This is a genomic window from Candidatus Sysuiplasma acidicola (genome assembly GCA_019721035.1).
Taxonomy (GTDB): domain Archaea; phylum Thermoplasmatota; class Thermoplasmata; order Sysuiplasmatales; family Sysuiplasmataceae; genus Sysuiplasma; species Sysuiplasma acidicola.
Genome location: JAHEAA010000020.1, coordinates 1 through 23,107, shown reverse-complemented (window position 1 = coordinate 23,107; position 23,107 = coordinate 1). Strand labels below are relative to the sequence as shown.

At 52.4% G+C, this 23,107-nt stretch carries 20 protein-coding genes; 11 read left to right on the top strand and 9 right to left on the bottom strand.

Annotated features, from left to right (window positions below):
* From KIS30_08630 to KIS30_08620, 3 genes are all read right to left on the bottom strand, one after another.
* Positions 1–1,187, bottom strand: a 1,187-nt coding sequence (locus KIS30_08630; GenBank protein ID MBX8646805.1) for an FAD-binding protein, incomplete at its 3' end; no start/stop codon positions are given.
* A 155-nt stretch (positions 1,188–1,342) separates the two neighbouring features.
* Positions 1,343–2,182, bottom strand: coding sequence for an alpha/beta hydrolase (locus tag KIS30_08625; GenBank protein MBX8646804.1), 840 nt, complete (start codon positions 2,180–2,182; stop codon positions 1,343–1,345).
* A 13-nt stretch (positions 2,183–2,195) separates the two neighbouring features.
* On the bottom strand, positions 2,196–3,314 hold the full coding sequence (locus KIS30_08620) for an anhydro-N-acetylmuramic acid kinase (GenBank protein ID MBX8646803.1): 1,119 nt from the start codon (positions 3,312–3,314) through the stop codon (positions 2,196–2,198).
* A 91-nt stretch (positions 3,315–3,405) separates the two neighbouring features.
* Between KIS30_08620 and KIS30_08615 the strand changes: the two genes are divergently transcribed.
* Positions 3,406–4,509 (top strand): DUF1343 domain-containing protein, encoded by a 1,104-nt coding sequence (locus KIS30_08615; protein MBX8646802.1) that lies wholly within the window; start codon positions 3,406–3,408, stop codon positions 4,507–4,509.
* Here KIS30_08615 and KIS30_08610 read toward each other — a convergent pair.
* A complete protein-coding gene (locus KIS30_08610) occupies positions 4,496–5,326 on the bottom strand; it encodes an N-acetylmuramic acid 6-phosphate etherase (GenBank protein MBX8646801.1) in 831 nt (276 codons plus the stop codon). The two genes, KIS30_08615 and KIS30_08610, sit on opposite strands and share 14 nt — an antisense overlap.
* 110 nt (positions 5,327–5,436) lie before the next feature.
* On the opposite strand from KIS30_08610, the gene KIS30_08605 reads away from it, so the two are divergent.
* The 3 genes from KIS30_08605 to KIS30_08595 all read left to right on the top strand — a co-directional run bounded on the left by KIS30_08605 (position 5,437) and on the right by KIS30_08595 (position 8,404).
* Entirely contained in the window at positions 5,437–6,501 is a 1,065-nt protein-coding gene (locus KIS30_08605; protein ID MBX8646800.1) for a dipeptide epimerase, read from the top strand.
* Positions 6,485–7,393, top strand: a complete 909-nt coding sequence (locus KIS30_08600; GenBank protein MBX8646799.1) for a GNAT family N-acetyltransferase — start codon at positions 6,485–6,487, stop codon at positions 7,391–7,393. Before KIS30_08605 ends, KIS30_08600 begins: the two co-directional genes overlap by 17 nt.
* A 324-nt stretch (positions 7,394–7,717) precedes the next feature.
* Positions 7,718–8,404 carry a C40 family peptidase gene (locus KIS30_08595; GenBank protein MBX8646798.1) on the top strand — a complete coding sequence of 229 codons (687 nt, stop codon included), beginning with the start codon at positions 7,718–7,720 and terminating at the stop codon, positions 8,402–8,404.
* Here the strand turns inward: KIS30_08595 and KIS30_08590 are convergent.
* Positions 8,391–9,830 (bottom strand): hypothetical protein, encoded by a 1,440-nt coding sequence (locus KIS30_08590; GenBank protein ID MBX8646797.1) that lies wholly within the window; start codon positions 9,828–9,830, stop codon positions 8,391–8,393. The two genes, KIS30_08595 and KIS30_08590, sit on opposite strands and share 14 nt — an antisense overlap.
* Before the next feature lie 113 nt (positions 9,831–9,943).
* On the opposite strand from KIS30_08590, the gene nagA reads away from it, so the two are divergent.
* Positions 9,944–11,071 (top strand): N-acetylglucosamine-6-phosphate deacetylase, encoded by a 1,128-nt coding sequence (gene nagA / locus KIS30_08585; protein ID MBX8646796.1) that lies wholly within the window; start codon positions 9,944–9,946, stop codon positions 11,069–11,071.
* 80 nt (positions 11,072–11,151) lie between these two features.
* Here nagA and KIS30_08580 read toward each other — a convergent pair whose 3' ends face one another.
* Positions 11,152–12,324: a D-alanyl-D-alanine carboxypeptidase gene (locus KIS30_08580; GenBank protein ID MBX8646795.1), complete on the bottom strand. Its 1,173-nt coding sequence runs from the start codon at positions 12,322–12,324 to the stop codon at positions 11,152–11,154.
* Between the two features lie 35 nt (positions 12,325–12,359).
* Positions 12,360–13,433 (bottom strand): serine hydrolase, encoded by a 1,074-nt coding sequence (locus KIS30_08575; GenBank protein ID MBX8646794.1) that lies wholly within the window; start codon positions 13,431–13,433, stop codon positions 12,360–12,362.
* A gap of 125 nt (positions 13,434–13,558) precedes the next feature.
* Between KIS30_08575 and KIS30_08570 the strand changes: the two genes are divergently transcribed.
* Entirely contained in the window at positions 13,559–14,560 is a 1,002-nt protein-coding gene (locus KIS30_08570; GenBank protein ID MBX8646793.1) for a hypothetical protein, read from the top strand.
* Between the two features lie 12 nt (positions 14,561–14,572).
* On the opposite strand, the gene KIS30_08565 is transcribed toward KIS30_08570, so the two are convergent.
* Positions 14,573–15,328: a glucosamine-6-phosphate deaminase gene (locus KIS30_08565; GenBank protein MBX8646792.1), complete on the bottom strand. Its 756-nt coding sequence runs from the start codon at positions 15,326–15,328 to the stop codon at positions 14,573–14,575.
* A 312-nt stretch (positions 15,329–15,640) separates the two neighbouring features.
* The gene (locus KIS30_08560; protein ID MBX8646791.1) at positions 15,641–16,846 is read right to left on the bottom strand and encodes a hypothetical protein; all 1,206 of its coding nucleotides are present in this window, start codon (positions 16,844–16,846) and stop codon (positions 15,641–15,643) included.
* A 440-nt stretch (positions 16,847–17,286) separates the two neighbouring features.
* Here KIS30_08560 and KIS30_08555 point away from each other — a divergent pair, with 440 nt between their 5' ends.
* The 5 genes from KIS30_08555 (at position 17,287) to KIS30_08535 (ending at position 22,973) form a co-directional block, all read left to right on the top strand.
* A complete protein-coding gene (locus KIS30_08555; GenBank protein ID MBX8646790.1) occupies positions 17,287–18,999 on the top strand; it encodes a hypothetical protein in 1,713 nt (570 codons plus the stop codon).
* A gap of 93 nt (positions 19,000–19,092) precedes the next feature.
* Positions 19,093–20,094, top strand: a complete 1,002-nt coding sequence (locus KIS30_08550) for an ABC transporter permease (GenBank protein MBX8646789.1) — start codon at positions 19,093–19,095, stop codon at positions 20,092–20,094.
* Positions 20,091–20,993 carry an ABC transporter permease gene (locus KIS30_08545; GenBank protein MBX8646788.1) on the top strand — a complete coding sequence of 301 codons (903 nt, stop codon included), beginning with the start codon at positions 20,091–20,093 and terminating at the stop codon, positions 20,991–20,993. Before KIS30_08550 ends, KIS30_08545 begins: the two co-directional genes overlap by 4 nt.
* 6 nt (positions 20,994–20,999) lie before the next feature.
* Entirely contained in the window at positions 21,000–21,989 is a 990-nt protein-coding gene (locus KIS30_08540; GenBank protein MBX8646787.1) for an ABC transporter ATP-binding protein, read from the top strand.
* A gap of 3 nt (positions 21,990–21,992) precedes the next feature.
* Entirely contained in the window at positions 21,993–22,973 is a 981-nt protein-coding gene (locus KIS30_08535; protein MBX8646786.1) for an ABC transporter ATP-binding protein, read from the top strand.
* Positions 22,974–23,107: the final 134 nt, after the last annotated feature.

The following is a 23,107-nucleotide window of genomic DNA, read 5'->3' as shown; positions in this document are numbered from 1 at the left end:
CTGCCGCTCTCGTCGGCGTCGCTGAAATCGACGAACATGTTGGCATGAATGTTTCCATCGCCTATGTGCCCGAATAGCGCAACTGCCACTTTCATCTGATCGGCTAGCACGCTTGTCTCCGAAAGCATCATGGACAGCTCGGACGGCGGGACGACTACATCGCCGATCAGCACGTGGTCGTTCTCACTCCTGCGCAGCTTCAGGAGTGACGAATATGCGCCCTTCCGTGCCAAGTACATTGTGCGCATTTCCGACTCGTCGCGGGTCGACTGCACTTTAAGCGGTTTCGAGGCTCCAAGGGTGGATGTGAGATCGTTGAGATATCTGTCAATTGCTTCTGCCGGACCGTCGACGTCCAGCAGAAGCATGTATGCGGCTTCATCGGGAAACGTCACTTTTCCGCTCCTTTCGACTGCGTCCATAGTCTTCCTGTCCAGAAATTCAGCAATTGTCGGCTGGATCTTTCCGGTACGCACATCCGCGACGGCCCTGCCGAGCGACGATATGTCGGTGTAGTATGCAACAACCCTTCCGGTGGATTCGGGCAGATTCGTTATTTTCAGGTAAGCCTTCGTCACGATTGCGAGCGTACCTTCGCTGCCAACAAGCAGGGACGTCAGATCATAGCCTATCCTCGATTTCAGCGTCCTGTTTCCGCACTGAATCACCCGTCCATCTGCAAGCACAGCTTCAACGCCCAGTATCCAGTCCTTTGTCGTGCCGTACCTTAAGCATCTCAGGCCACCGGCATTGGTCGAAATGATGCCTCCGACGGTTGCCGCAATTGAGCTGCCAGGATCGGGCGGAAACAGGTGACCTGCCCTCGCGAGGCGCTCGTTCAGGTCATCTATCCTCACGCCTGCTTCGGCGAGCACGCACTTGTCTGTCACGCTGACCTCGGCGATTCGGTCCATCCGGAGCAAATCGACAACGATGCCTTTTCCCATTACGACGGATGCCCCTGTAAGCGATGTCCCTCCGCCTCTTGCTACGACCGCAATGTCGTTCTGATAACAATATTTCATCAGTTCCGAAACCTGAGCGGTGTTCTCCGGCAATACCACTGCCAGCGGCGTGTCGCCTCCGAATTGTGATGCGTCGCTTCTGTATGGTAAAAGTTCTTCTTGTGTTTGCAGCACACAGCCGGGAAACTTCTTTGAAAGATCAAAGGCAACATTCATTCGCATCAGCAGACGCGGTTAACAGCTGTATCTAAATCAGCGTTTCGACCATCTCGATTTTCCCGGGACACCCGGCGGAATGGGCGTGAAGGCCGGACTGTCGATCTGCATATACCTGCCTATGAGCTTAATACGGTGGATCGAAGGCATTACTCAAAAGCTCAGGACATTTCAGAAAGGAAGCCGATATACTCCGACAATACACTTCTTCGGGCAGATTCGTGCAGCATCATGTCGTGGTCCATGCCATCATACAACATCAGCTTTTTCGGTTCCGATGCAGATGCATAAAGCCGTCTGCTGTTCTCCACTGAGACGAGAGAATCGGAGAGGCCGTGGGCGATAAAGAGGGGCCTGCCGGCAAGTGAGCCAATGTGATTCAGCGGGTTGTGCATCAACAGAGAACGCACGCTCCGCGCGCTCAGTGAATCCGGGCGCGTGCGATCCTTCATAGAAGCAGCCTTGATAATACGTCTGTGCCTGCTGTCCGGCGCCAGCACATCGATTATGGAAAGGCTGCGCAGCCTGCCGGTCCTGTATTCCGTGTTCTCCCTGCCGCACAGCATAGCCGTAAACCTGCTGTATTGGCTGCCATGCCTTTCCCTCATCCATGTTTCTCCGTCCGAGATGCCCGATACGGCACATACTGAAACAACTCTGGCATCCATGCTTCCGGCGATGATTGCGTTTGATGCCCCCATGCTTAAGCCGAGCAGATGAATTCTGCGGAACAGGTAATGGCATTTAAGCAGCGTCACTGACTCAACAATCTGCCGTACCTGTTCTTCAAAAAGCAGTTCATTTCTTGTGCCAGTCCTGTGCGACAACCTGAAAGTGGAATGACCCATCCGTTCGAGCTCTTTCGAAGTTATTGACGCTATTGGATCGTCGGCACGTCCCGCAAGACCGTGGCAGACGATGAACACATCCTTCTTTGACACGGTTTTAAGAATGGCTGTCAGACTGTTTCGTCCGTCATGCAATGTTAGCTTGATGCTCATGTCTGTTGCCACCTCACAGACAACGTCTGAGTTCTTTCGACAGGCCGGAAACAGTTATTCTGCCGAGAGGGACGAACCTGCGTGCTCCTGTCGCCGGAGTATTTGCAGCCCTGCCGCTCACAGAGAGATAACCGAGGAGGCCAAAGGCGACGGCTTCCCTCACATCTGGGGTTATGCCGAAACTGGATGAAGAGTAAACAGTGCCGTCGAAACTTGAGCGCAGTCCGTCTGAGATATACCTGTTATAGGCGCCGCCTCCCGCGATTATCAGCGGGTCGGCAGCCCCGCCATATTTCCGCAGATTGTACAGTATACTCCGCACAGTGAATTCGGAAAGCGTCGTGATGATATCCCTGTCGCTGATCCCAGACGCGCCGGCCATGGAAATGACGTTGTCGACATATTCCGAGCCATATCTTTCACGGCCGCATGTCTTGGGCGGGGCGGATCTGACGAATGAGTCTGACATCAGCCTGCCCAGCAGTCCTTCGTCACAGTTACCCGATGCCGCGATTCTGCCGTTCCTGTCCATCTCCTTTCCAAACAATCGCCGCATCGCTCCATCAATCAGCATGTTTCCCGGGCCCGTATCAAAGCCGCTTACAGTTTTTCCCAGCAGCGTTATATTTGCTATGCCGCCGATGTTGAGCACCGCTGAACCATGTGGAAAAATGAGGCTGTCACCTGCTGGCACGAGAGGAGCTCCCATTCCGCCGGCAGCGACGTCGGTATAACGCATGTCGGTGAGGACCGGCTTACCCAGCGAGAGAGCGAGAGGTTCGACAGCACCTATCTGCAACGTGCCGCCGCCCGCTCGCCCCTTCTGCTCCTCATGGTAAAGCGTATGGCCCGAGAAAACAGCTAAATCCACAGAATGACGCAGCGAACGGGACGCCGCGACCAGAGCCCTGCCTATACCCCAGTGTGCTCTGCTTATCGAGGCAAGGGAAGCATTACCCTGGTTTGTCATTGAAAGGAGCAGCGATTTCAGCGACGGATCGAAACGCCTGCTGCCCTTCTGAAGTACGCTTGTGGAGACGGCGTCGCGTGATTCACGTACTTCCATGCAAACCCACGTCAGACCGTCTGTTGAAGTTCCTGACATCACAGAAAATATATTCAATTGAGTCAACTCTGAACCACATGCGACGACACATTCAAAAAGCATGCGTGCCCTTACCCGAAGGGGCGGGAATATTAAAGCGGTAAGAAGCGGAAACGATGTGTTTGACAAAAAGACGGTAGCGCGTCTCAAAGGAAAACGTGTTGGCCTGATTACGAACCATTCCAGTTTGGACTCCCAATGGCGGTGGCTGCCTGAGCGACTCAAGTCGGATGGTGCCAGTATTGAAAAATTCTTTTCTCCCGAGCATGGACCCTATGGCCTGGCAAAAGAGGGAGAGGAACTTGGCAGCTATTTCGATGAGAAGCTTGGGACAAACATCATAAGCCTGTACGGTCAGAGGAGGGAGATGCAGCCTGACGATGTTTCAGACCTCGACGTCCTCATTTACGACATGCAGGATGCCGGGGTGAGGTTTTACACACTCGTGTCCACGCTCAAGAGCGCTATTGATGCATGCGCTTCCTCAGGACGCGTTCTCACGGTTCTTGACAGGCCGGATCCGCAGAACGGTTTGACTGTGAAAGGTCCGTTACTGGATGAGGGATTGAAGAGTTTTGTAGGAATTGATACGATTCCGCTGCAATACGGAATGACGCTCGGGGAACTGGCGATGTACTGGGCAGGCGGAAAGGACTGCGTGAAAGTTGTTCGCATGAAAGGATGGAAGAGGAAAATGTGGTATGATGAAACCGGTCTGCCGTTTACTGCGCCTTCACCAAATCTCCCGGATATGCAGTCCATGGTGCTTTATCCTGGACTGGCAGTGATGGAGGGACTGAATGTAAGCGTTGGAAGGGGTACGACGCGACCATTCAGACTCATCGGCGCACCATGGTTAGACGGGCACAGTCTGCTGGAAGCTGTGTCAGGGACTGCGGGCATCATGGCAAGGTTTGCACGATTCATGCCGCAGTACGGCAAGTTCAAAGGCGAAGTGTGTGAAGGTGTGGAGTGCTACGTCGCAGACAGGAAAAAGGCAGATCCCGTGTTGCTCGGGCTGAAGATGCTTCACCATCTTTCGGGACTGGAAGGAACAGTGTGGACGAGGAACGGAAACAGACTCTGGGCAGAGGCCATCACTGGTGTGATGGGCATAGACAGGGTTGTAGCGAAAAACGAGCCTGAGCGCCTGATGGCGTCCTGGGCCCGAGATGCAGCAGGATTCAGAAAAAGGACAGAAAAATTCCTCATCTATGACTGAGTCTTGCAAGTGCCTTTTCTATGTCGTAGCCTTCGGTTTCGAGAACTGTTTCCGCCTTTCGCGGTGTGCACCCTGCGCGCTGCGAGACTATGGTCACGGCCCTCTTCCTGAGCTTGTAATTTGTAGCCCGCATGCGTATCATGCTGTTTCCAGTTACGCGACCTGATTTGATGCCTGCATACGTACTCACCATATTGAGCACGAGTTTCTGTGCCGTACCAGCCTTGAGTCGCGTGCTTCCTGTTATCACTTCAGCACCTGTTCTTACGACGATGGAGATGTCTGAATGTTTGGCAACTTCCGATCCGGGATTCGATGTAAGCGAAACAGTCACGCATCCGGTTTGGCGTGCGAATTTCAGACCTCCGATTACGAAAGGCGTTCTGCCTGATGCGGTAATGCCGAAAACGACATCGTGCGGCGACAGCCTGAGCTTTCTTAGAACGCGGGGAGCAGCGGCTGCGTCATCCTCTGCGCCTTCGACAGCTTCAGTCAATGCCTTGATGCCGCCGGCCATGATTACATTGAATGTTCCCGGAGCAAAACCGAATGTTGGAAGAAGTTCGGCGACATCCTGATACGTGATCCTTCCGCTTGTCCCGGCACCGATATAAAATACTCTTCCGTTGTCCAGAATGGCTGAGGCAACCGCCTCAGCGGCCCTGCTTATGTCCGGCAGCGCTTTCCTGACAGCTCCTGCGACCCGTGCATCTTCGCTGTTCATCAGCATCATGACCCGTTTCACCGGCAGAGTGCTTATATTCGATGTCTTCCTGTTGGGCTGCTCCGTTTCCAGTTTTGTTGTATCTTCTTTCAAACATATCGTTCCACAACATTAGCGCCTCTTAAATCAATCTTACGCCATCATTCAATTCATTCACTGATTCTTTGGTAACCTTCAAGAACAACTGCAATGTTGCACCGTTCATGATACGATCTGTCAGCTACACGAGTCTGGAAATACCGATGGAAAAGGAGTTCAGAATTTCGCTCGGAAGCACGCATTCCTATGATGGCTTCATAATAACAGTTGAGACGGATGACGGTGCAAAGGGGTATGGTGAGGCGGTCCCGACACCGTTCATAACGGGAGAGACGATGGAATCCATAGGTGCGGCACTCAAATTGATTAAACCGGCTGTAGAAGGCATGGATGAAACGGACACGGAATCGATAGGAGACGTGATGGAGAAAACGGTCGTCGGGTCGTACGCGGCGAAGTGTGCCGTTGACACGGCATTGTGGGACCTGATAGGCAGAAAGGCCGGTGTGCCGCTGTACAGGCTGCTCGGCGGCTACAGGAAGAGTATCGGGACGTCGTTTACCATCGACATAGGTACGATGGAGGAAGTTGAGAAATACACAAGGGAATTCGTCGACGCCGGCCTCAGGACCATCAAGGTCAAACTGGGACGGGGCTTGCGTGAGGATTACGAACGGGTGAAGAGGACTAGGCAGACTGCAGGCGACGATATCACCATCTACGTGGATTTCAATCAGTCATATTCCGCAAAGAAGGCCGTTGAACTGTCAAGGGACATACATAAATTCGAGCTTGAATTTCTGGAACAGCCGACGCCAGCGCACGACATAGCTGGACTCAAGTTTGTCAGGGATCACAGCGACATACCGGTCATGGCCGATGAGGCTGTTCACGGGCCAGAGGATGCGATGAAGATCGTCAGAAGCGAAGCGGCTGACATGATAAACATGAAAATGATGAAGGCCGGAGGAATAACACGAGGCAGGAAGATCATAAGCATAGCTGAGGGGGCCGGACTGCCTGTCATGATTGGATGCATGGTTGAGACAAAAGTGGCTGTTACGGCCGGAACTCACCTGGCACTGGGCATGAAGAACGTGAAGTACGCAGACCTTGACGGATATTCGAGTCTGAAGAAAGACATAACAACAGGCGGTCTGGAGCTGAAGAACGGAGAGAACACTGTATCAGAAAGACCTGGACTTGGTATCGATGTCTCTCTCAAGTGAATTGCGCTCGCAGACCAGCGAAGCCTGCAGGCTCTGGAACGAGTATCTCAGGCAGGATCCGACGAGCGAAGATCTGATCAGGCTGAAGTTTTCGGGGAGCGAATTCACTAAACCGGTTCTCCCCTTTGTATCCGGAGACGGAGCGTTCGCGCTCACCTGCACAAGATCAGGGCGATTCATGCACGATGATGACAGTGGCACTGCGTGGATTATGGCACTCGGCTTCGGCGACGAGACCGCAATGAAGAGGCTTATTGACTCGCAGCTGTCCGTGCTCAGAAAGAGGGGCGTCAGCAGGATACTCTGCGCCGGCTTCACCCCGACATATTTTTTCCCCGGCATAGACCGCAGTGCCTATCCGGAGATCTGGAAGTTCATGAAAGATTACGGTTTCAGGCCCGGAGAGGATGCAATCGCCATGGACAAGAATCTCTGGCCCTCGCACGGTCTGGATTCCTTTAGTGATACAACAGGAGACATTGAGGTGCGTAATCTCGCCAGGCCGGAACTTCCAGCCCTCCTCAGAATGCTCAAGAGGAATTTTTCTTCGGACTACAGTTACAGGGCTAAATGCGTCGGCGAAAAAGGGGAAAGATATCAGATCAAGGTTGCGGTTGAGGGGACCACCATACTGGGCTATAGCATGTTCTTTGGCGCCGAAGGGAAGAGATGGTACATGCCCGGGGAGCATTTCGGGCCCTTCGGAGTTGATGAAGCGCACAGGTCACGTGGCATAGGAACGGCGCTGCTTCATCAAACGCTGAGGGAGATGAAGATCAGGGGGATGCACAGGGCATTTTTCCTGTGGACGAGTGAAAGAGCCTCGCACCTTTACGAACGATTTGGATTCGAAGTCACGAGAAGATTCAGTGTGTTTGAAATGAAACTGTGAACGCCGTTTCAGGCGCGACAGGCAACCCGAAAGCGCAGAACTGGCAATGCCTGCACCACATGAATACGGTGACTTCCTGCGTAAGAATCAGTGGCGGTCCGTGCTTCGGCAGGAACAGCCCGGGCGGCCATGGAGACATACTGGTGTCCCGTCTGATCCTGAGCTTTTACCATACGCGCGAATTCGGGCATGCCCCGTCATAAAGTCATGGAGATGTTCAGGCAGTGCATTGCATTTGTCATTCTATTTCACCACACCATTCAAACTGGAGGTCTTTCCACTCGTTTTTATAAGTGGCTGCGCGATGTCGTGTGCTGGAACACAATGGCAACACTGAAAGTGACGGTAGGAGTTTCAGACCTCAGGGCAGAGCCGAAATTCAGATCAGAACGCGTTGATCAGGTCGTTTTCGGGGAAAAGGTTCGCGTGGTTGATGAAGGAAAGGACGATTACGTTCATGTAATTGCACCCGACGGCTACGACGCATTCCTGTCGAGATTCGGACTCGGTCGCGCCGACGGAGCGCCCGCATACAAGATCATCAGGACATGGAAAGGCGGCGACATGCTTCTTCCAATCGGCTCGCTGCTCACAGCTGGGGACATCAGGCGACTCGACATTGCACAAAAATTCTACAGGCGCGAAAGTTACTCCCTGGACAAAATTGAATTTGCAAAACAGTACCTGGGGGTGCCGTATCTTTGGGGCGGCGTAACCGAACTCGGCATAGACTGTTCGGGCCTGGCACAGCGCGTTTTCGGTTTCAACGGCATCAGACTGCCCAGGAACGCTGACATGCAGGAGAAACTCGGCAGCGCTGTCGGCTCGCTGCGTGAGGCAGAACCGGGAGATCTGATTTTCTTTCCTGGCCATGTTGGCATACACATGGGCGGAGGCAGGCTAATACACGCAAACCTCCACAATCAGAGGGTGAGCATCACTGACCTGAACGGAAGGGACAGCTACGCCAGGCGACTGAAAAGAGACATCACTTCAATCAAGAGGATTTGAGGCGTACCGGTGCCTTGCCTCGCGGCGTAAACAACCCGAAGAGTGCCTCAAGGCATGCCCTGACACTCTGAACATTTGGCGCGTACCCGGTGAGGTAAGGCACGCCTGAGACGACTCCTGCATCATAGGGCGTACCTGCACCTATGGCGTACAGTTCGCCGTGTCTCGCTCTTATTGAGCCGATGTCATTGTGCTGTTTCAGGTGTTCACCGTACATGAGCACCAGAGCTGGAAGTCCCTCAGTGCCTTCGGCGCCGGAAACATGCTCGATGCCCAGTTCCGCAAGAGCTTCCGACAGTGGGAAATATTTTCTGCCGCCAACTGTGACTTCGCAATCATACACAGCCCATTTTCGGTGTGCCTGCACGTGCGATTGAATCTGCGGCCCGAGCGAGGTTACGGAAGTGCGTATCAGATGGTGCAATGTGCCGTCGGAAGTAACGGAAGGCGCCGCCCGTTTTAAGAAGAGCAGTTCTACACGTTTGTATGCAGAGGAGAGAATGGTGTCGAGCGAATCACTCCGTCCCGCAAGTGAAGAGTACATTTCCTCAACATCATCCTGATCAGTATCTTCGATAATGTCTGCTCCTGCCCGTACCGCCATCAGAGCGGATTCAGAGGGAGGGAAATGTTTCTTTACAGCACCCATTGAAAGGGAATCAGTGAGCACTGGCACGTTGCATCCCAGCTCATTTCGGAGCAGCCCCGTTATAACGTCGCGGGAAAGTGTTGCAGGCAGGTCCTTCTCTCCAGTGAGTGACGGGTAGTACAGGTGTGAGACCATAACCGTGTCTACGCCGGATTCCAGCGCCCTGGCAAAGGGAAGAGCCGTTCGCCTGATTTCTTCTGCATCGCGCTCATCCACCGGCAGGTCTATGTGTGAATCAACACTGACCGACCCGTGGCCGGGAAAATGCTTTGCGGTCGAGAGACAGCCCTGCGCCTTCAGGCCTCTTATGTATGCGTTGCCCATCAATGAGACAAAATCAGGATCGTCTCCATAACTGCGAATGCCTATGATTGGATTGTCCTGACTGTCGTTGACGTCGAGCACCGGAGCGAGATTCCAGTCCACGCCGTGAAGCCGCAGGTGGTATCCGGTCAGCAGTCCGCTGTAATAAGCCAGTTTCTCGTCGCCTGTGGCTCCGACAGCCATGTTTGATGGCGGAAACGGAATGTCCCATGCCCTGATGACATTGCCCCCTTCCTGATCTATAGAGAAAAGCGGAGGCTCGGCCGATAGTTCGCTCCTGTAGAAGTGAGACACCTCCCCGATCAGCGATTCGAGCTCGCCGGCTGTGCTGAAGTTGCCCGAGAAGAGAACAATGGAGGACGGTCTTATTTTTCTCAGGAACGATTTGTTCGACTCAAGATCCTTTCCCTTCAGTGCAGCCTGGAAGAGCAGGCCGAGTTTTTTACTGCCCATGCACCGCCATTGCAGAGTACGATTTATTAATTTCCGGATCCGAACATTCAGTAGAAGCCGGTGTTCCGTCATCATCGTGAGAACTTAATATCCATCCTCACAATGCACGTAAGATGAAAATAAGCGATGTCGACATATACTGCCCTGATGGACAGTTCAGACACGGCAGCATAACTTGTTCCGGCGGTGTCATCCGTTCACTGGATTTTGACGGCGCGGAAACAGCCCGGAAAGGGAGGCGTCGCACTCATCTGCTAGTTCCCGGCTTCATAGATATTCATGTCCATGGCAGCTGCGGAAGAGACTTTCTTGAAGGAACGGGAGCACTGAAGGAGGCATCTGGCTGCATGACAGCAAACGGCGTTACCACGTTCCTGCCCACATTTGCCGCGGCGCCACGCGAGCTGCTGGTCAGGGCACTCTCCTCTCTTCCCGGTGCACAGGCGATGGGAGCGGAGGCGCACTCATTCCATCTGGAGGGACCGTTCATCAATCCACTGCAGAAGGGGGCGCAGAATCCAGCATTTATGAGGATGCCCGATATTGATGAACTTGAAGGATATATGAAACGTTCCCGCGGACGGGTTTCGCTTGTCACGGTTGCTCCGGAGCTGGAAGGTTCGGAACGCCTGATAAGATACTGTACAGAAAATGGAATAAGAACGTCAATAGGACATACACTGGCTCCGTACGAGACAGCTGTCAGGTCGTTTGACTGGGGCGTCACGATTTCAAACCACACGTATAATGCCATGGGACTCTTTCACCATAGAAAGCCGGGGACCGTCGGCGCAGTGCTTGTCTCTGACAGCGTATACTGTGAACTCATTGCAGACGGAGTGCATGTTTCCGAAGGAGGGATACGACTGCTGCTGAGGTCCAAATCACCGGACAGGATTATACTCGTAACAGACGCAATCATGGCACAGAATGCCGGAGACGGAAGATACAGGGGGGATGCGTTCAGCTTCACAGTGGACAAGGGGGTCGCGAGACTGGATGACGGAACGCTTGCCGGCAGCACACTGACAATGGACCGGGCGCTCAGGAACATGTGTTCGCTTGCATCAATCGATGTTGAGACTGCAATACCAATGCTCACTTCAAACCCCGCAGAAGCTCTTGGCCTGACAGACAGGGGACAGATCGCGGTGGGCAAGAGGGCTGACCTTGTACTGCTGGACAGACAGATGCGTGTTACAGAAACATACTGTGCAGGAAGAAAAACATTCTCAGCGTGATGTCTGATCTGCGCACACCGATGTGCAATCGGGGGACAGCGGGCCTGCAATCGGCGACTGCACACGATGGACGGGCATGCTCAGCGCACAAGAGACATTATGAGCCCGTCAATCCAGTCCTTGACAAAACCATCGGCATCTTCGGATTCAGGAAAATGATTGACCATGACTGAAAACGGTTCATTTCCGGCAAAACCTGACAGCGTCTGAACGCCTCCGAGCGAGCCTGTCTTTGCCCTGATTGCTCTGCTCAGTTTCCTTTCCTTCAGCGTGCCGTCAGTGCCACCCACCGGCAACGATGAAACAACAGAAGGTAAATTTGCAATCATTCGGAGCAGTTTTACTGTTCCGGCAGGCGAAACCAGGTTTCCCCGTGTAAGACCGGAACCGTCGAAAAGCCATGCATCGCTTATGCCTGATGCGGCAAGCGACATGCGCATAAGCTCCGAAGCTTCGGCAGTGGATGCGTCCCTGCCCGAAGGCCTCGCCGCGTGGAGCAGAAGGAGCTCGGCGATTACATTGGAAGACACTTTGTTCAGGCGGTGGAGCACCTGGGCTAGAGTGCGGCTACAGACAATTTGAGGCTCTCCCCTGAATCTGCCTATGCGCAGTTTTCTGCGTGAACGGCTGCTGCCGAGATTGTCCGAAATCCAGTGCAGGAGAAAATCCTCCGGCTCCAGTATTGAGAAGGAAAAATTGCCTTTGAAGCCGGCTGGAAGCACAATCTTCCGCTCATGGATCTGCGGCTCGCTGACAGACTGGCTGAAGATGAAAGAATGTATGCTGCTTGCCGGCATGGTTTTGGAAGGAGGAGCATCCAGACAGTCGAAGGTCGCAGCGATAGCATTTTCATGAAAGCATACATCGGATATCGGCGCACCCCATGCATGCCCCATATCATCGAAATTCCAGGAGCCTGGATATCTGGGAGCACGGATGTGGCCGGTCTCCAGTATAATTTCACGTATCTTCATGTCCTCACAGTATTCCACCACCTCGGCCATGGACGATTCGTCGAGCAGGGGATTACCCAGCGGTCTGAAGTACAGGCGTCCGTCGACAACGGAATATTCGGAATGAAAGGTTGCATCCTCACCCAGCGACTTGCAGGCAAACCATGAAGTGTACAGTTTCGTGTTTGATGCAGGCGTGAAGAGTTTCCGCCTGTTCAGGTAAACACGGGCTGACGGGAATGAGATGCCCGTCAGCGATTTGCCAATCACGTTCCCGGTGCTGTCAACTTTTCCGCCCATATTGTAATTCCTTCGAACCTTGTATCAATGTGCAATCAGGAATCTATCAGTGAGGCGGCGACGATGTTGTTGAAGAGTCTTCTGCACCTCAGAATCGCATGATTATTCCTGGTCGGATGAACGCGGTTTGTGAGGAGTACAGAGGACACGCCGCTCTTCCTGTCCATCCACAGCATAGTTCCTGTGAATCCGGTATGTCCGAAACTCCACACCGGAAACAAATCGCCGAAAGGACCGACGTATGTGCCGGTGTGCAGCTGCCATCCCAGGCCGTAGGTGCCGCCGATCGCTGGACGTCTCTGCCTGACCATCTCCTCTGCTACGCGCGCGGATAGTATTCTCTTCCCCTGGAATTCGCCCCAGTTTAGCACAGCGGAGCAGTATTTCATCAGATCGTCTGCAGTGGAGAAGAGACCGGCATGACCAGAAACGCCACCCATAGCGTGAGCGTTTTCATCATGCACGGTACCGAATCCGGTGCGATCGGGATAAACCTCGGTTGTGACGAATCTGTCGCTTAGCGACGAAGGCGGATTGAATAAAGTGTCATGCATGCCAAGCGGTAAAAAGACATTGTCCCGGCAATAAACATCCAGCGGCCTGGCACTCACCTTCTCGACAATCCTGCCAAGCAGGATGAAATCCAGATCGCTGTATATCTCCCCTTTTCCGGGCTCGTATAAGGGAGGCAGGGAGGCAATGGTTCTGATGACGACCCCGCCGGCACCCGCGTGTCTGTGAAACGGATAATAACCATAGAAACCGGACGAATGGCAGAGAAGGTCCTCGACAGTTGCTTTGGAATTTCCACCGCTCCAGTCAATGTCGCTGAAGAAACTCGAGACTGTATCTGAGAGGGATAGTTTTCCGCTTTCCAGGAGCTGGAGCACTGCGGGTGTCGTGGCCACGACTTTTGTCAGCGACGCCAGGTCGAAGATAGAATCTTCCCTCATTTCCCTTTCTTCTGGAACGATTGAAGATTTACCGAAGACACCTTTGTATTCAACCTTACCATGCTTGGAAACGAGCGCAACAGCTCCGGGAAACGAGCCGTCGGAAGTGCTCTGGCTCAAAAGTCCATCCAGCTGAGTCTTTAATGAAGATACCAATTTGCACGCCCATTGCGTTATCCGCAACACATATTAAATCACTACCAAGACACGGCAGTGAATACAGTCTCGGACAGCGAATTGTAAAAGAAATATGGAAATACAACCCGGTTATGCAATCAATCATGTTGCTTGCTGTTGATGGCGGGGCCACAAAGACGCTCGCAGTCATATTTGACGGTGAAATAACGGGTGTAGGCGTCGCTGGTTCAGGAAATTACAACAATGTTGGCGTTGAAACGGCGAGAGCGAATGCCGAAAAGGCAGTTACGGGCGCCATGAAAATGGCAGGGTGCGGGTGGGAGAGTATAGAGAAGGGAGCCTATGGTTTCGCCGGCGTCGAGAATTCGGCCGCCACCACCATGTCCGTGGAGCAGTTTCTGAGGAGTGTCCACAGGAATGGTCAATTTTCACTCTTCAACGACGGTGTTGCGGCCTACTATCTTTCGACAAAAGGGAGGCCGGGCGTCGTAGCCGCGGCCGGAACAGGCTCCGTGATACAGGCACGCGGTGACGGGAAAGCCGTAAGAGAGGGAGGGTGGGGATGGCTTGCCGGAGACGAAGGAAGCGCTTACTACATAGCCAGAAGAGGTCTGCAAGCAGCAACGAAGGCATTTGACGGCCGGGGGGAGGAAACTTCACTAGTGGACGCATTTGCCAGATCTGCAGGCATGGATTTCAATGCAGCCATAGGTCAGATATACAGAAATGTCTCCGTCACAGGTATAGCGGCCCTCGCTCCCGTCGTCACGTCCTGCGCTTCGAAAGGAGATGCTACAGCCCTTGGCATATGCCGCGAGGCCGCCAAGGAACTTGCTCTGGCCGTGAAAACAGCGAAGAGAAGAATGGAATTCAATGAATCATTCGTCATTGGGGGGCTTGGTGGCGTTTTCCGTGCCGGAAAAGTGATCACGGATACGTTCTTCGCCGAACTTGTAAACGAGGGAGGCAAATTTGCACGGATCTATTACGGATATCAGGTCGTGCTCGGTTCCGTGCTGCTGCATCTGAAGAACACCGGAGTGGAAACAGATGAAGGCTTCACGGAGAAACTTGTCGGGCAACTGGACAGGGGAATCGCAAAACTCAATGGCGCCGTGAGAAAGGAATTCCTCTTCATGGACTGACAGCAGTAACGGTCACAGTATGGATTTCGCAGCCTGCCTGTCGAGCAGGACGGTCGCATTGCGGTGGAGCTTCAGTGCCGTCGACGGAACATCTTCTGTCATTCTACCACCTGTGAACGTTTCACTGATTGCAGAACTTTTCTCTTCCCCGTAGGCAAGCAGCGTTATTCTTCTTGCATCCAGTATCGTCTTAACTCCCATGGTAATCGCACGGCGCGGCATATTCTTCTCGTTTCCAAATACGGCCGCGTTGGCAACCATTGTGGATGCGGACAGTTCTGTCACATGCGTCCTGCTGTCGAACGATGTTCCCGGCTCGTTGAAACCTATGTGGCCGTTCCTGCCCAGTCCGAGAAACTGCATATCGATACCGCCGGCGCGGGCAATGAGTCGTTCGTAATTTTCCGCCTCGGCTTCCGGATCCGCAGGATTGCTGTCCGGGATGTGCACGTTCTCGCGCCTGATGTCTATTTTTGAAAAGAAATTCCTGTCCATGTAGGTGTGGTAGGAACCTTCGCTGTCCTGCGGTATGCCTAGATATTCGTCCAGGTTGAAAACGACAGTCTGCTCGAAGCTGATGCCTGCCCTCCTGTAATTGGCTGCAACAAAATCATAGAACGGTATGAACGTGTTGCCAGTAGCAAGGCCTATGACTGCCTCCGGGTCTGTTCTCAGTACATCGAAGAGGCGGCTTGCCGCCCTCGCGATCAATTCCGGCACGGTATCGAACACTTCGACCTTCACGCCGTCCAGTTCAAGCCTGCGCATGCGGCGAGTGACATCTTCCACGCGTATAAATACGGTGGCTTCCTGATGAACAGATGTTGCTGTCATCGTTTTCTCTGGCAGCTACTGTTTCCCTGACCGGACTCGCATGCAACTGCTTTCAGGGGGAGGTCCAGTGTCCACGGGCGTGAACTCCGGTATGCTCTGCCCTGCTGCCATGAAGAAATTCTGCTCTCGCAGCGAATTTATCGCTCGCTCTCATCTTCACAACATCATCTTCTCACAACAAAATGGGATGTCCTCCTTCCTGCAATGATAACTCGCCAACAGGCGGAGGAGAAGCTGCCGGCTCTTTCACTTTCGTTTCCTGTGTATGACAAATATGACCGCAACGCAAGCAACAACGGCTACGGACGAAACCAGAAGGAGTAATGGAGATGAATCATTTCCACCGGCATGTGGAGGAACGAAAATGGAGTAACTGCTCGTCGCGTTACCGTAACTGCCGGCAGAAACAACAGTGATATTGTTTTCCCCCGTAGCCGGATGAAATACAAAGCTCTGATCTGAAGAAACACGATGGCCGTTGACATACCAGTTGTATGTGTAGTTGCCGTATCCGACACCATCCGGAAATGAAGCGATAAGGGTTACAGCACTGCCGCGCGAAACACGGGCAGAAGTGGCGTTAAGCGGATCACCGCCGACAAGAGCGGTGATGTTCACAGATCTGGTGCCTGAGAAGGTAGGCATGTGTATGTAGAGCGCTGAAACATTTTTGCCGTTGAGTGTAAGGAGGCTGTAAAAACTTATGTTAAAGTCTACGCCAGGCGCATAGATCCACTCACCTGCCGGATCAGTCTGAATCACCTTTCCGTTCCCTGTGTAGAGCATTGCATGACCGTTTCCTGCGCCGCCGTCGACGATCACATCGCCAGGGGAGAGTACATACGATGGAAGTACTGATTCATTGAGAACATAATATACAGAAGCGTGTGGTGAACCCGCATATGACGCTGGTATGGGCTGGTACCCAATCGTTGTTTCAGTGGTACGGTTTGCGGGAAATACCGGAAGATCGTAACCAGCGAGATAATCGGCAAGCCTGTAAACACCCACTATGCCATAACTGCCAACAAATGCGCCATTGTCGAAGCCAGTTAGATTATCGCCAGGTGGATTACTTGCCAGAACACTTAGCCCGCCGGCAATTAATGCCTCCGATACGAAATGTGCACAATCCTCGGAACCGAAGTGATCGAGGTTTTTTTGAAGTATGCTTTCATTTATGCCCGCCGGATAGTATGCCGTGTGATAGTATTTCGAGTGTATCAGTTGCGCATATTGAATGGCCAGAAGTGGATTGTAATCGAGCGTTGCAGTTGATGACGGCCGAGCTTTCAGGGAAGTTGAGCCAGTATAGACAGCGCTGCTACTCGAAAAACCCGGGGCAGCGATCTGATTTTGAAGCGGCAGAGAGGGGAATACGGAGAGTGAAATGAGCATTACGGCAAGCGAGGCAAACGCGGCACACTTTACAGCGAAATTTTTTTCAATCATAGGCACACACATGTTCCTGCGCTTAGGATTGTAGAGATGAATGCCATATAAAACACATGTTCATGGCAGCCTTTCCCGATCGGCCTAATCTGAAACCGGGGAGTCATTTCCATCTGACGAATTACGCACAATTAGTATGTGAATCGAACTAGAGTTGCAAATCTCCAACAGTGAACATAATCGATACGGGCACAAACCTTCCATTCGAAGCCGACGTTCGGAGCGAATCTGCCCGAAAAACTTCTCGTCGAATGGCTCAAGGTATTCACTTTGATGTGCTGTTTCAGAGCACAGTCCTGTTACAATTATTAGCGTAGCTTTTAATATTGGCACGGCTTTGCGGGTTTACAAATCAAAGGGCATAGTATAATGAGGGATTATAGTTGGAACATAGATCAATAAGTAAAATCAGTAAATTCGTGGCGTGCCTAGTTATCGGTTTGTTTGTTGTGGCAGGGCTCATAGCGTCGATTCCCGTAGCCCGCGCACAATCATCCGGTGCTACATACTACTGGGGAACAGCGACATCCGCACCCCTGTCGGATCTCAATCCGCTGACAGCCTCCGGACTTCCGGGGGACGTTGCCAGCCTGATGTACCAGGACAGTCTGATGCTTGAACTGTCCACAGGACAGCAGATTCCATGGCTTGCTACAAACTATTCGATGACGAATGGAGGGAAGACTCTCACATTCAACCTGAATCAGAACGCGGAATGGGTCAACGGAAGCAGCGTTGTTGGACACATCACAGCACAGGATGTTGTCTATACCTTCCATGCACTGATGGCCAACAGTTCCCTTGACACTTACGGCATAGACGCGTACCTGACAAACGTCACCGCACTGAGCACTTACACCGTGCAGTTCAGCTTCAATACAGCATTCGTGATGGAGCTCAGGTACATCGGCATACAGCCAATTGTTCCGTATGCCTGGCACACCCTTGTCAGCAACATCTCAAGTCTTGGCAATTACGACAACCTGAATATCGGCCACCAGATCTCTGCCGGCGTTTATACGCTTACCAAAGCCACAGCTTCTTCGATCACCTTCGTTGCCAACACACACTTCTGGAAGGGCACAGCCCACATACCCAACCTGGTAATCGTTCCGTACAAATCATCTTCATCGATGACACTGTCCTTCAAGGCCGGTGACCTAACATCTGAGATTCCGGCCGTCAGCGACTACTTCGCGCTCAACGCGACACCACACATCAAAAATGTCATACAGAAGGGTCCAAATGCATACTATCTTTGGTCGAACGATGCAAAGGCGCCCTTCAACAACACATACTTCAGAATTGGCATTGCTTATGCACTCAACAAATCGCAGATAATGAACAAGGCTGAAGACGGTCTTGGTGGCAGGGGTTCGTTCGGTGGCGAGTCCTGGGTAAATCAGAGCTGGTGGGCGGCTGGTCTGCCGTATTACAACTACAGTGTCTACAACGCAAAGCAGATGTTCATTAAAGCGGGCCTGCACCTCCAGAACGGATTCTGGGCTTACTCCAACAACACAACAGTCAAGCTGAATATTGTTGATCCGCCCGTTTCAGACTGGATGGCTGCTGCTACATTCATAGAGAATGACCTGTATGCCGTCGGATTCCAGGTCACTGAATCGATAGTGCCGTTCTCAACATGGGGCACAGACATGTTCCAGTCGAACGGCTCTGCACAGAGCACTTCAATCAGCTACTATGGTGAGACATCTCCATTCTCAGATCCGTACTTCATCCTCTGGAATGTGTACTCCCCGAACTCCTTCTGGGATGCATACACACTGCACTGGAGCAACTCGACTGTCAACTCGCTGCTCAACCAGTCTGCTGTATCGACCAATGTAGCACAGGAACTGACCTACCTGAAACAGGCGCAGACGATAATTGCCAGCCAGGTTCCTGGAGTCCTGATTGGAGACATTGGCAGCTACTACGCCTACAACAGTCAGAAGGTCACTGGAATTAACCCGACGCACGGGCTACTGAACCCGCTCAACCTGCTTTCTATGAAGGCAGTAACAAGTGCACCAACGACACCGGTATCGTCCACCATATACTACGTAGCCGGCGCGATTATAGTGGTAGTCATCATCGCGGGTGTGGCACTTGTCTACAGTAGGTCCAGAAAGCGGAAGAAGGACGAGTGAAGTTCCCGCTTCACTCGGGCCTGAAAAAACCGCAGCAGCAAGAGACGAACCCAAAACCCTTTCAATTTTTCTCTTTTCGCCGAAGGTGATGAATTGATTACCTTGAGGTATCTGGCCAGAAGGATTGCCTATATGGTCGTCACCATTTTCATAGCGCTGACGCTGAATTTCCTGCTGCCCAGGCTCATTCCTGGCAATATAGCTCTGACCATTCTTTTCGATAAATACGGATCGCATCTCAAGCCTCAGGATCTGAAACTAATCGAAAGTCAGCTGGATCTGCATGGTTCATTGCTGCAGCAGTATCAGATTTATCTGGTTCAGGTAGCCCATCTCAATTTCGGCTATTCATTCTATAATTACCCTGAATCAGTGAGCAGCATAATTGCTCAGAGTCTGCCTTGGACTATCTTTCTGCTTGGGAGCGCTACGGTGATATCGGTGCTGATAGGCGTCTTCTACGGCTCTTACATCGGCTGGAAGAGCGGCACCCGCCAGGAGTCGTTTCTTTCGACTTTTGCGATCACGCTTTCATCCCTGCCATATTTCTGGCTTGCCCTGCTTCTACAGCTTTTCCTTGCAGTAGTTATTACCGTAGACGGCGTCCACCTGTTTCCAGTTGCACTCGCGTACTCGACCAGCGTCACTCCTGGAGCCAACCTGCCTTTCATCTTGAGCGTTCTGCATCACCTTGCACTGCCGCTGATGACACTGGTGATCACCACATACCCAGGCTATGCATTGCTGATGCGGAATACAATTGTGAATGTTCTTGGAGAGGACTATATGCTGATGGCGATGGCAAAGGGTCTGAGGGTTGAAAGAATACGGAAGAGGTATGTGACGAGAAATGCTATCCTCCCCGTATCCACTTCAGTTGCGCTCTCCATCGGTTACATTGTCGGCGGTGCCTTCATTGTCGAGGAAATTTTCTCATACCCCGGCATTGGTTATCAGCTCTACCAGGCTGTGACGAATTTCGACTTCCCGCTAATACAGGGAATATTCCTGATAATCACGCTATCAGTCATATTTGCCAATTTTGCCGTCGATCTAATATATGCATTCCTTGACCCGAGGGTGACGCTGAAATGAGCGCAAATGGACAGCGGCGGTTTTTCTCAAGCGCTACCAGGCGCAGCGCTGAAGCGGCGCTTGGAAGGGCATGGGATAGCTTCCATGAATTGATAAAGGACTGGAGAGCAAAAGCGGGATTGACCATGCTGCTGATCATAATAGGGATAGGCATCATAGGCCCATTCGTCGCTCCATACAGCCCGTTCAATACGAGCTTCACCGCCTGGCAGCCTCCTTCCAGCGCCCATCCTTTTGGTACTGACTACATCGGCGAGGACGTATTGAGCTGGTTCCTTGTTGGGACTGCTACCTCTCTGTACGTGGGGTTCATAATTGCTGTCTCTGCTGCAGCACTCGGTACCCTGGTAGGTGTAGTGGCCGGCTATTTCGGGAGCATAGTGGATGATGCACTAATGAGGTTCGTTGACGTGCTGCTCATCATACCTGGTTTCCCGCTGCTCGTCATACTCTCAGCATATTTCCCGCCTACGGTCACTTCGACAATAATCATCCTGTCGATCCTCAGCTGGCCATTCCTTTCAAGAGTCATAAGATCTCAGACACTGACGCTCAAGCAGAGGCCATACATCATGGCGTCAAAGCTGTCAGGGCTAGGCAGCATGCGCATCATATGGAGAGACATAATACCCAATCTCCTCCCACTGATATTCATCAATGTCATCTTCCTGGTCGTCGGTGCGGTGGTGGCGCAGGCGGGCCTTGCATTCTTCGGCCTCGGGGATCTGAAATCTGTCAACTGGGGAACAATGCTTTACTGGTTCGAGGCTCAGGATGGAATAGTGTACGATGCCTGGTGGTGGCTGCTGCCTCCGGGCTTCGGCATTCTTGTCCTTGCCGTAGGAGCAAATTTCCTTTCTAATGCAGTTTCCGCAATGACAAATAAAACGAGGAGGTGAAGAAAGATGGCTAGAGAGCTGTTGATGGAACTTCAGGATATGCAGATAAACTATCGTACCAGGGCTGGCAGGATCAATGCAGTGAGGTCAGTTTCCATGGATATCCGGAAGGGGGAGATTATCGGTCTTGTGGGTGAAAGCGGTTGCGGCAAATCCACGCTAGCGATGACTTTCCTCAAGCTGATAATGCCTCCTGGCGAGATTGTGGGCGGGAAGCTGCTCTACTATGGATACGACAACGGGGAAGGACCCGTCTCAGTAATGGAACTTCAGGGCGGGAAGCTGCGCCGGTACAGATGGAAGGAAGTTTCCATGATATTCCAGGGTTCGATGAACTCTCTTAACCCTGTGATGAGAGTGGAAGATCAGATTATTGACGTGATGATAGACCATGATTTCCCTGAAGAGGAAGCCCGTACGAACGTCGACAAGTACCTGTCAATGGCCGGCATGGATCCAAGCACAAAACGTTCATATCCGCACCAGCTCAGCGGCGGGATGAAGCAGCGTGTTGCAATTGCCATAGCCCTGACATGCTCTCCGAAGCTAATCATAGCGGATGAACCCACTACTGCCCTGGATGTTGTTGTCCAGAAGCAGATAATGGATCAGCTTAAGGGACTGCGCGACAGGCTGGGTGTCTCTATCGTGTTCATAACGCATGACATTGCAGTTATTGGCAGCCTTGCCGACCTGATATACGTGATGTATGCCGGCAAGATAGTTGAGTCCGGACCGGTATCTGAGGTATGCAACCGCCCCAGGCACCCTTATACAGCCGCGCTGATGAGTGCTTCGCCTACGCTGAAGGGGGAGAAGAAGAGGCTAAACGGCATACCAGGTTCGCCCCCGGATCTAAAGCAGACAATAGTTGGTTGCTCATTCGCACCCAGGTGCCCCTTTGCATTTGAAAGATGCCACATTGAAGAACCGCAGCTGAAGATGCTTGAGCCGGGACACAAGGCGGCCTGTTTTAAGCTTGAGGACGTGAAGTGACAGATGGAAGACGAAATTATTGCACTGAGGAAAGTCACCAAGGATTTCAGGGGCGGTTCCGGCCTGACTCGCAGCAAGCAGTCACTCACCAGAGCCATGGACAAGGTTACTATCGGTGTTAAACGCGGTGAGTTTCTCGGCCTGGTCGGCGAGAGCGGCAGCGGAAAAACAACAGTGGGCCTTGCTATGCTCAAGCTGCTCGATGTGGATAGCGGCAGCATAATGTACGAAGGCAGGGACATAAACAGGATGTCCAGACGCGAGACTCGTGATTTCAGGATGAAGACTCAGATGATTTTCCAGGACCCGTATGAATCACTGAACCCGAGTCTTTCTATTTTCAAAACAGTCTCGACATCCCTCGATGTCTTCCGAAAAGAGATTGACGAAGACGAGAAACTCAGGATCGTATCAACAATGCTGAGCATACTTGGACTCGATCCCGCTGAAGACTTCCTCTTCAAGCTGCCAAGACAGCTTAGCGGTGGTCAGAGGCAGAGGATTGCCATCGCCAGGGCAATGATACTGGACCCGGAATTCATAGTTGCTGATGAGGCTGTGTCCATGCTGGATGTCTCCATCAGGGCCGACATATTGAACCGTCTGATCGACTTGAAGAACAGAAGAGACTTTTCAATGCTCTTCATAACACATGACATAGCAGTTGCGAGGTATGTATCAGACAGGATCGCCGTAATGCATCTGGGACAGCTCGTCGAAAGTGGCGAGGGGGACAGCATTATAAACTCACCACTGCACCCGTACACCCAGATTCTGATAAACGCGGTTCCATCTTCAGAGGATGGAAACGCGGCAAAACTGATACCATTCACACAGGGGGACTGGGAGAAGGTAAACAGAGGTTATCCCGGATGCAGCTTTGTCGACAGATGCCCGTTCGTCATGGACAAGTGCAGGCGTGTCAGGCCCGAGCTTGTGGAAAAGTCGCCAGGTCACTTTGTCGCCTGTTTCCTGTACGAATAAGAAAATACCGGCGCAAGGAAGCGACAGGAGTACAACTCTCTCTCTCCATTGCCTCTGTCAATCCGGCATGCTGTGCTCGAGCGGTAGCTTGCAGCAGAAAAGCACCGATACAGGCAAAGCGTCAACGGCTTCTG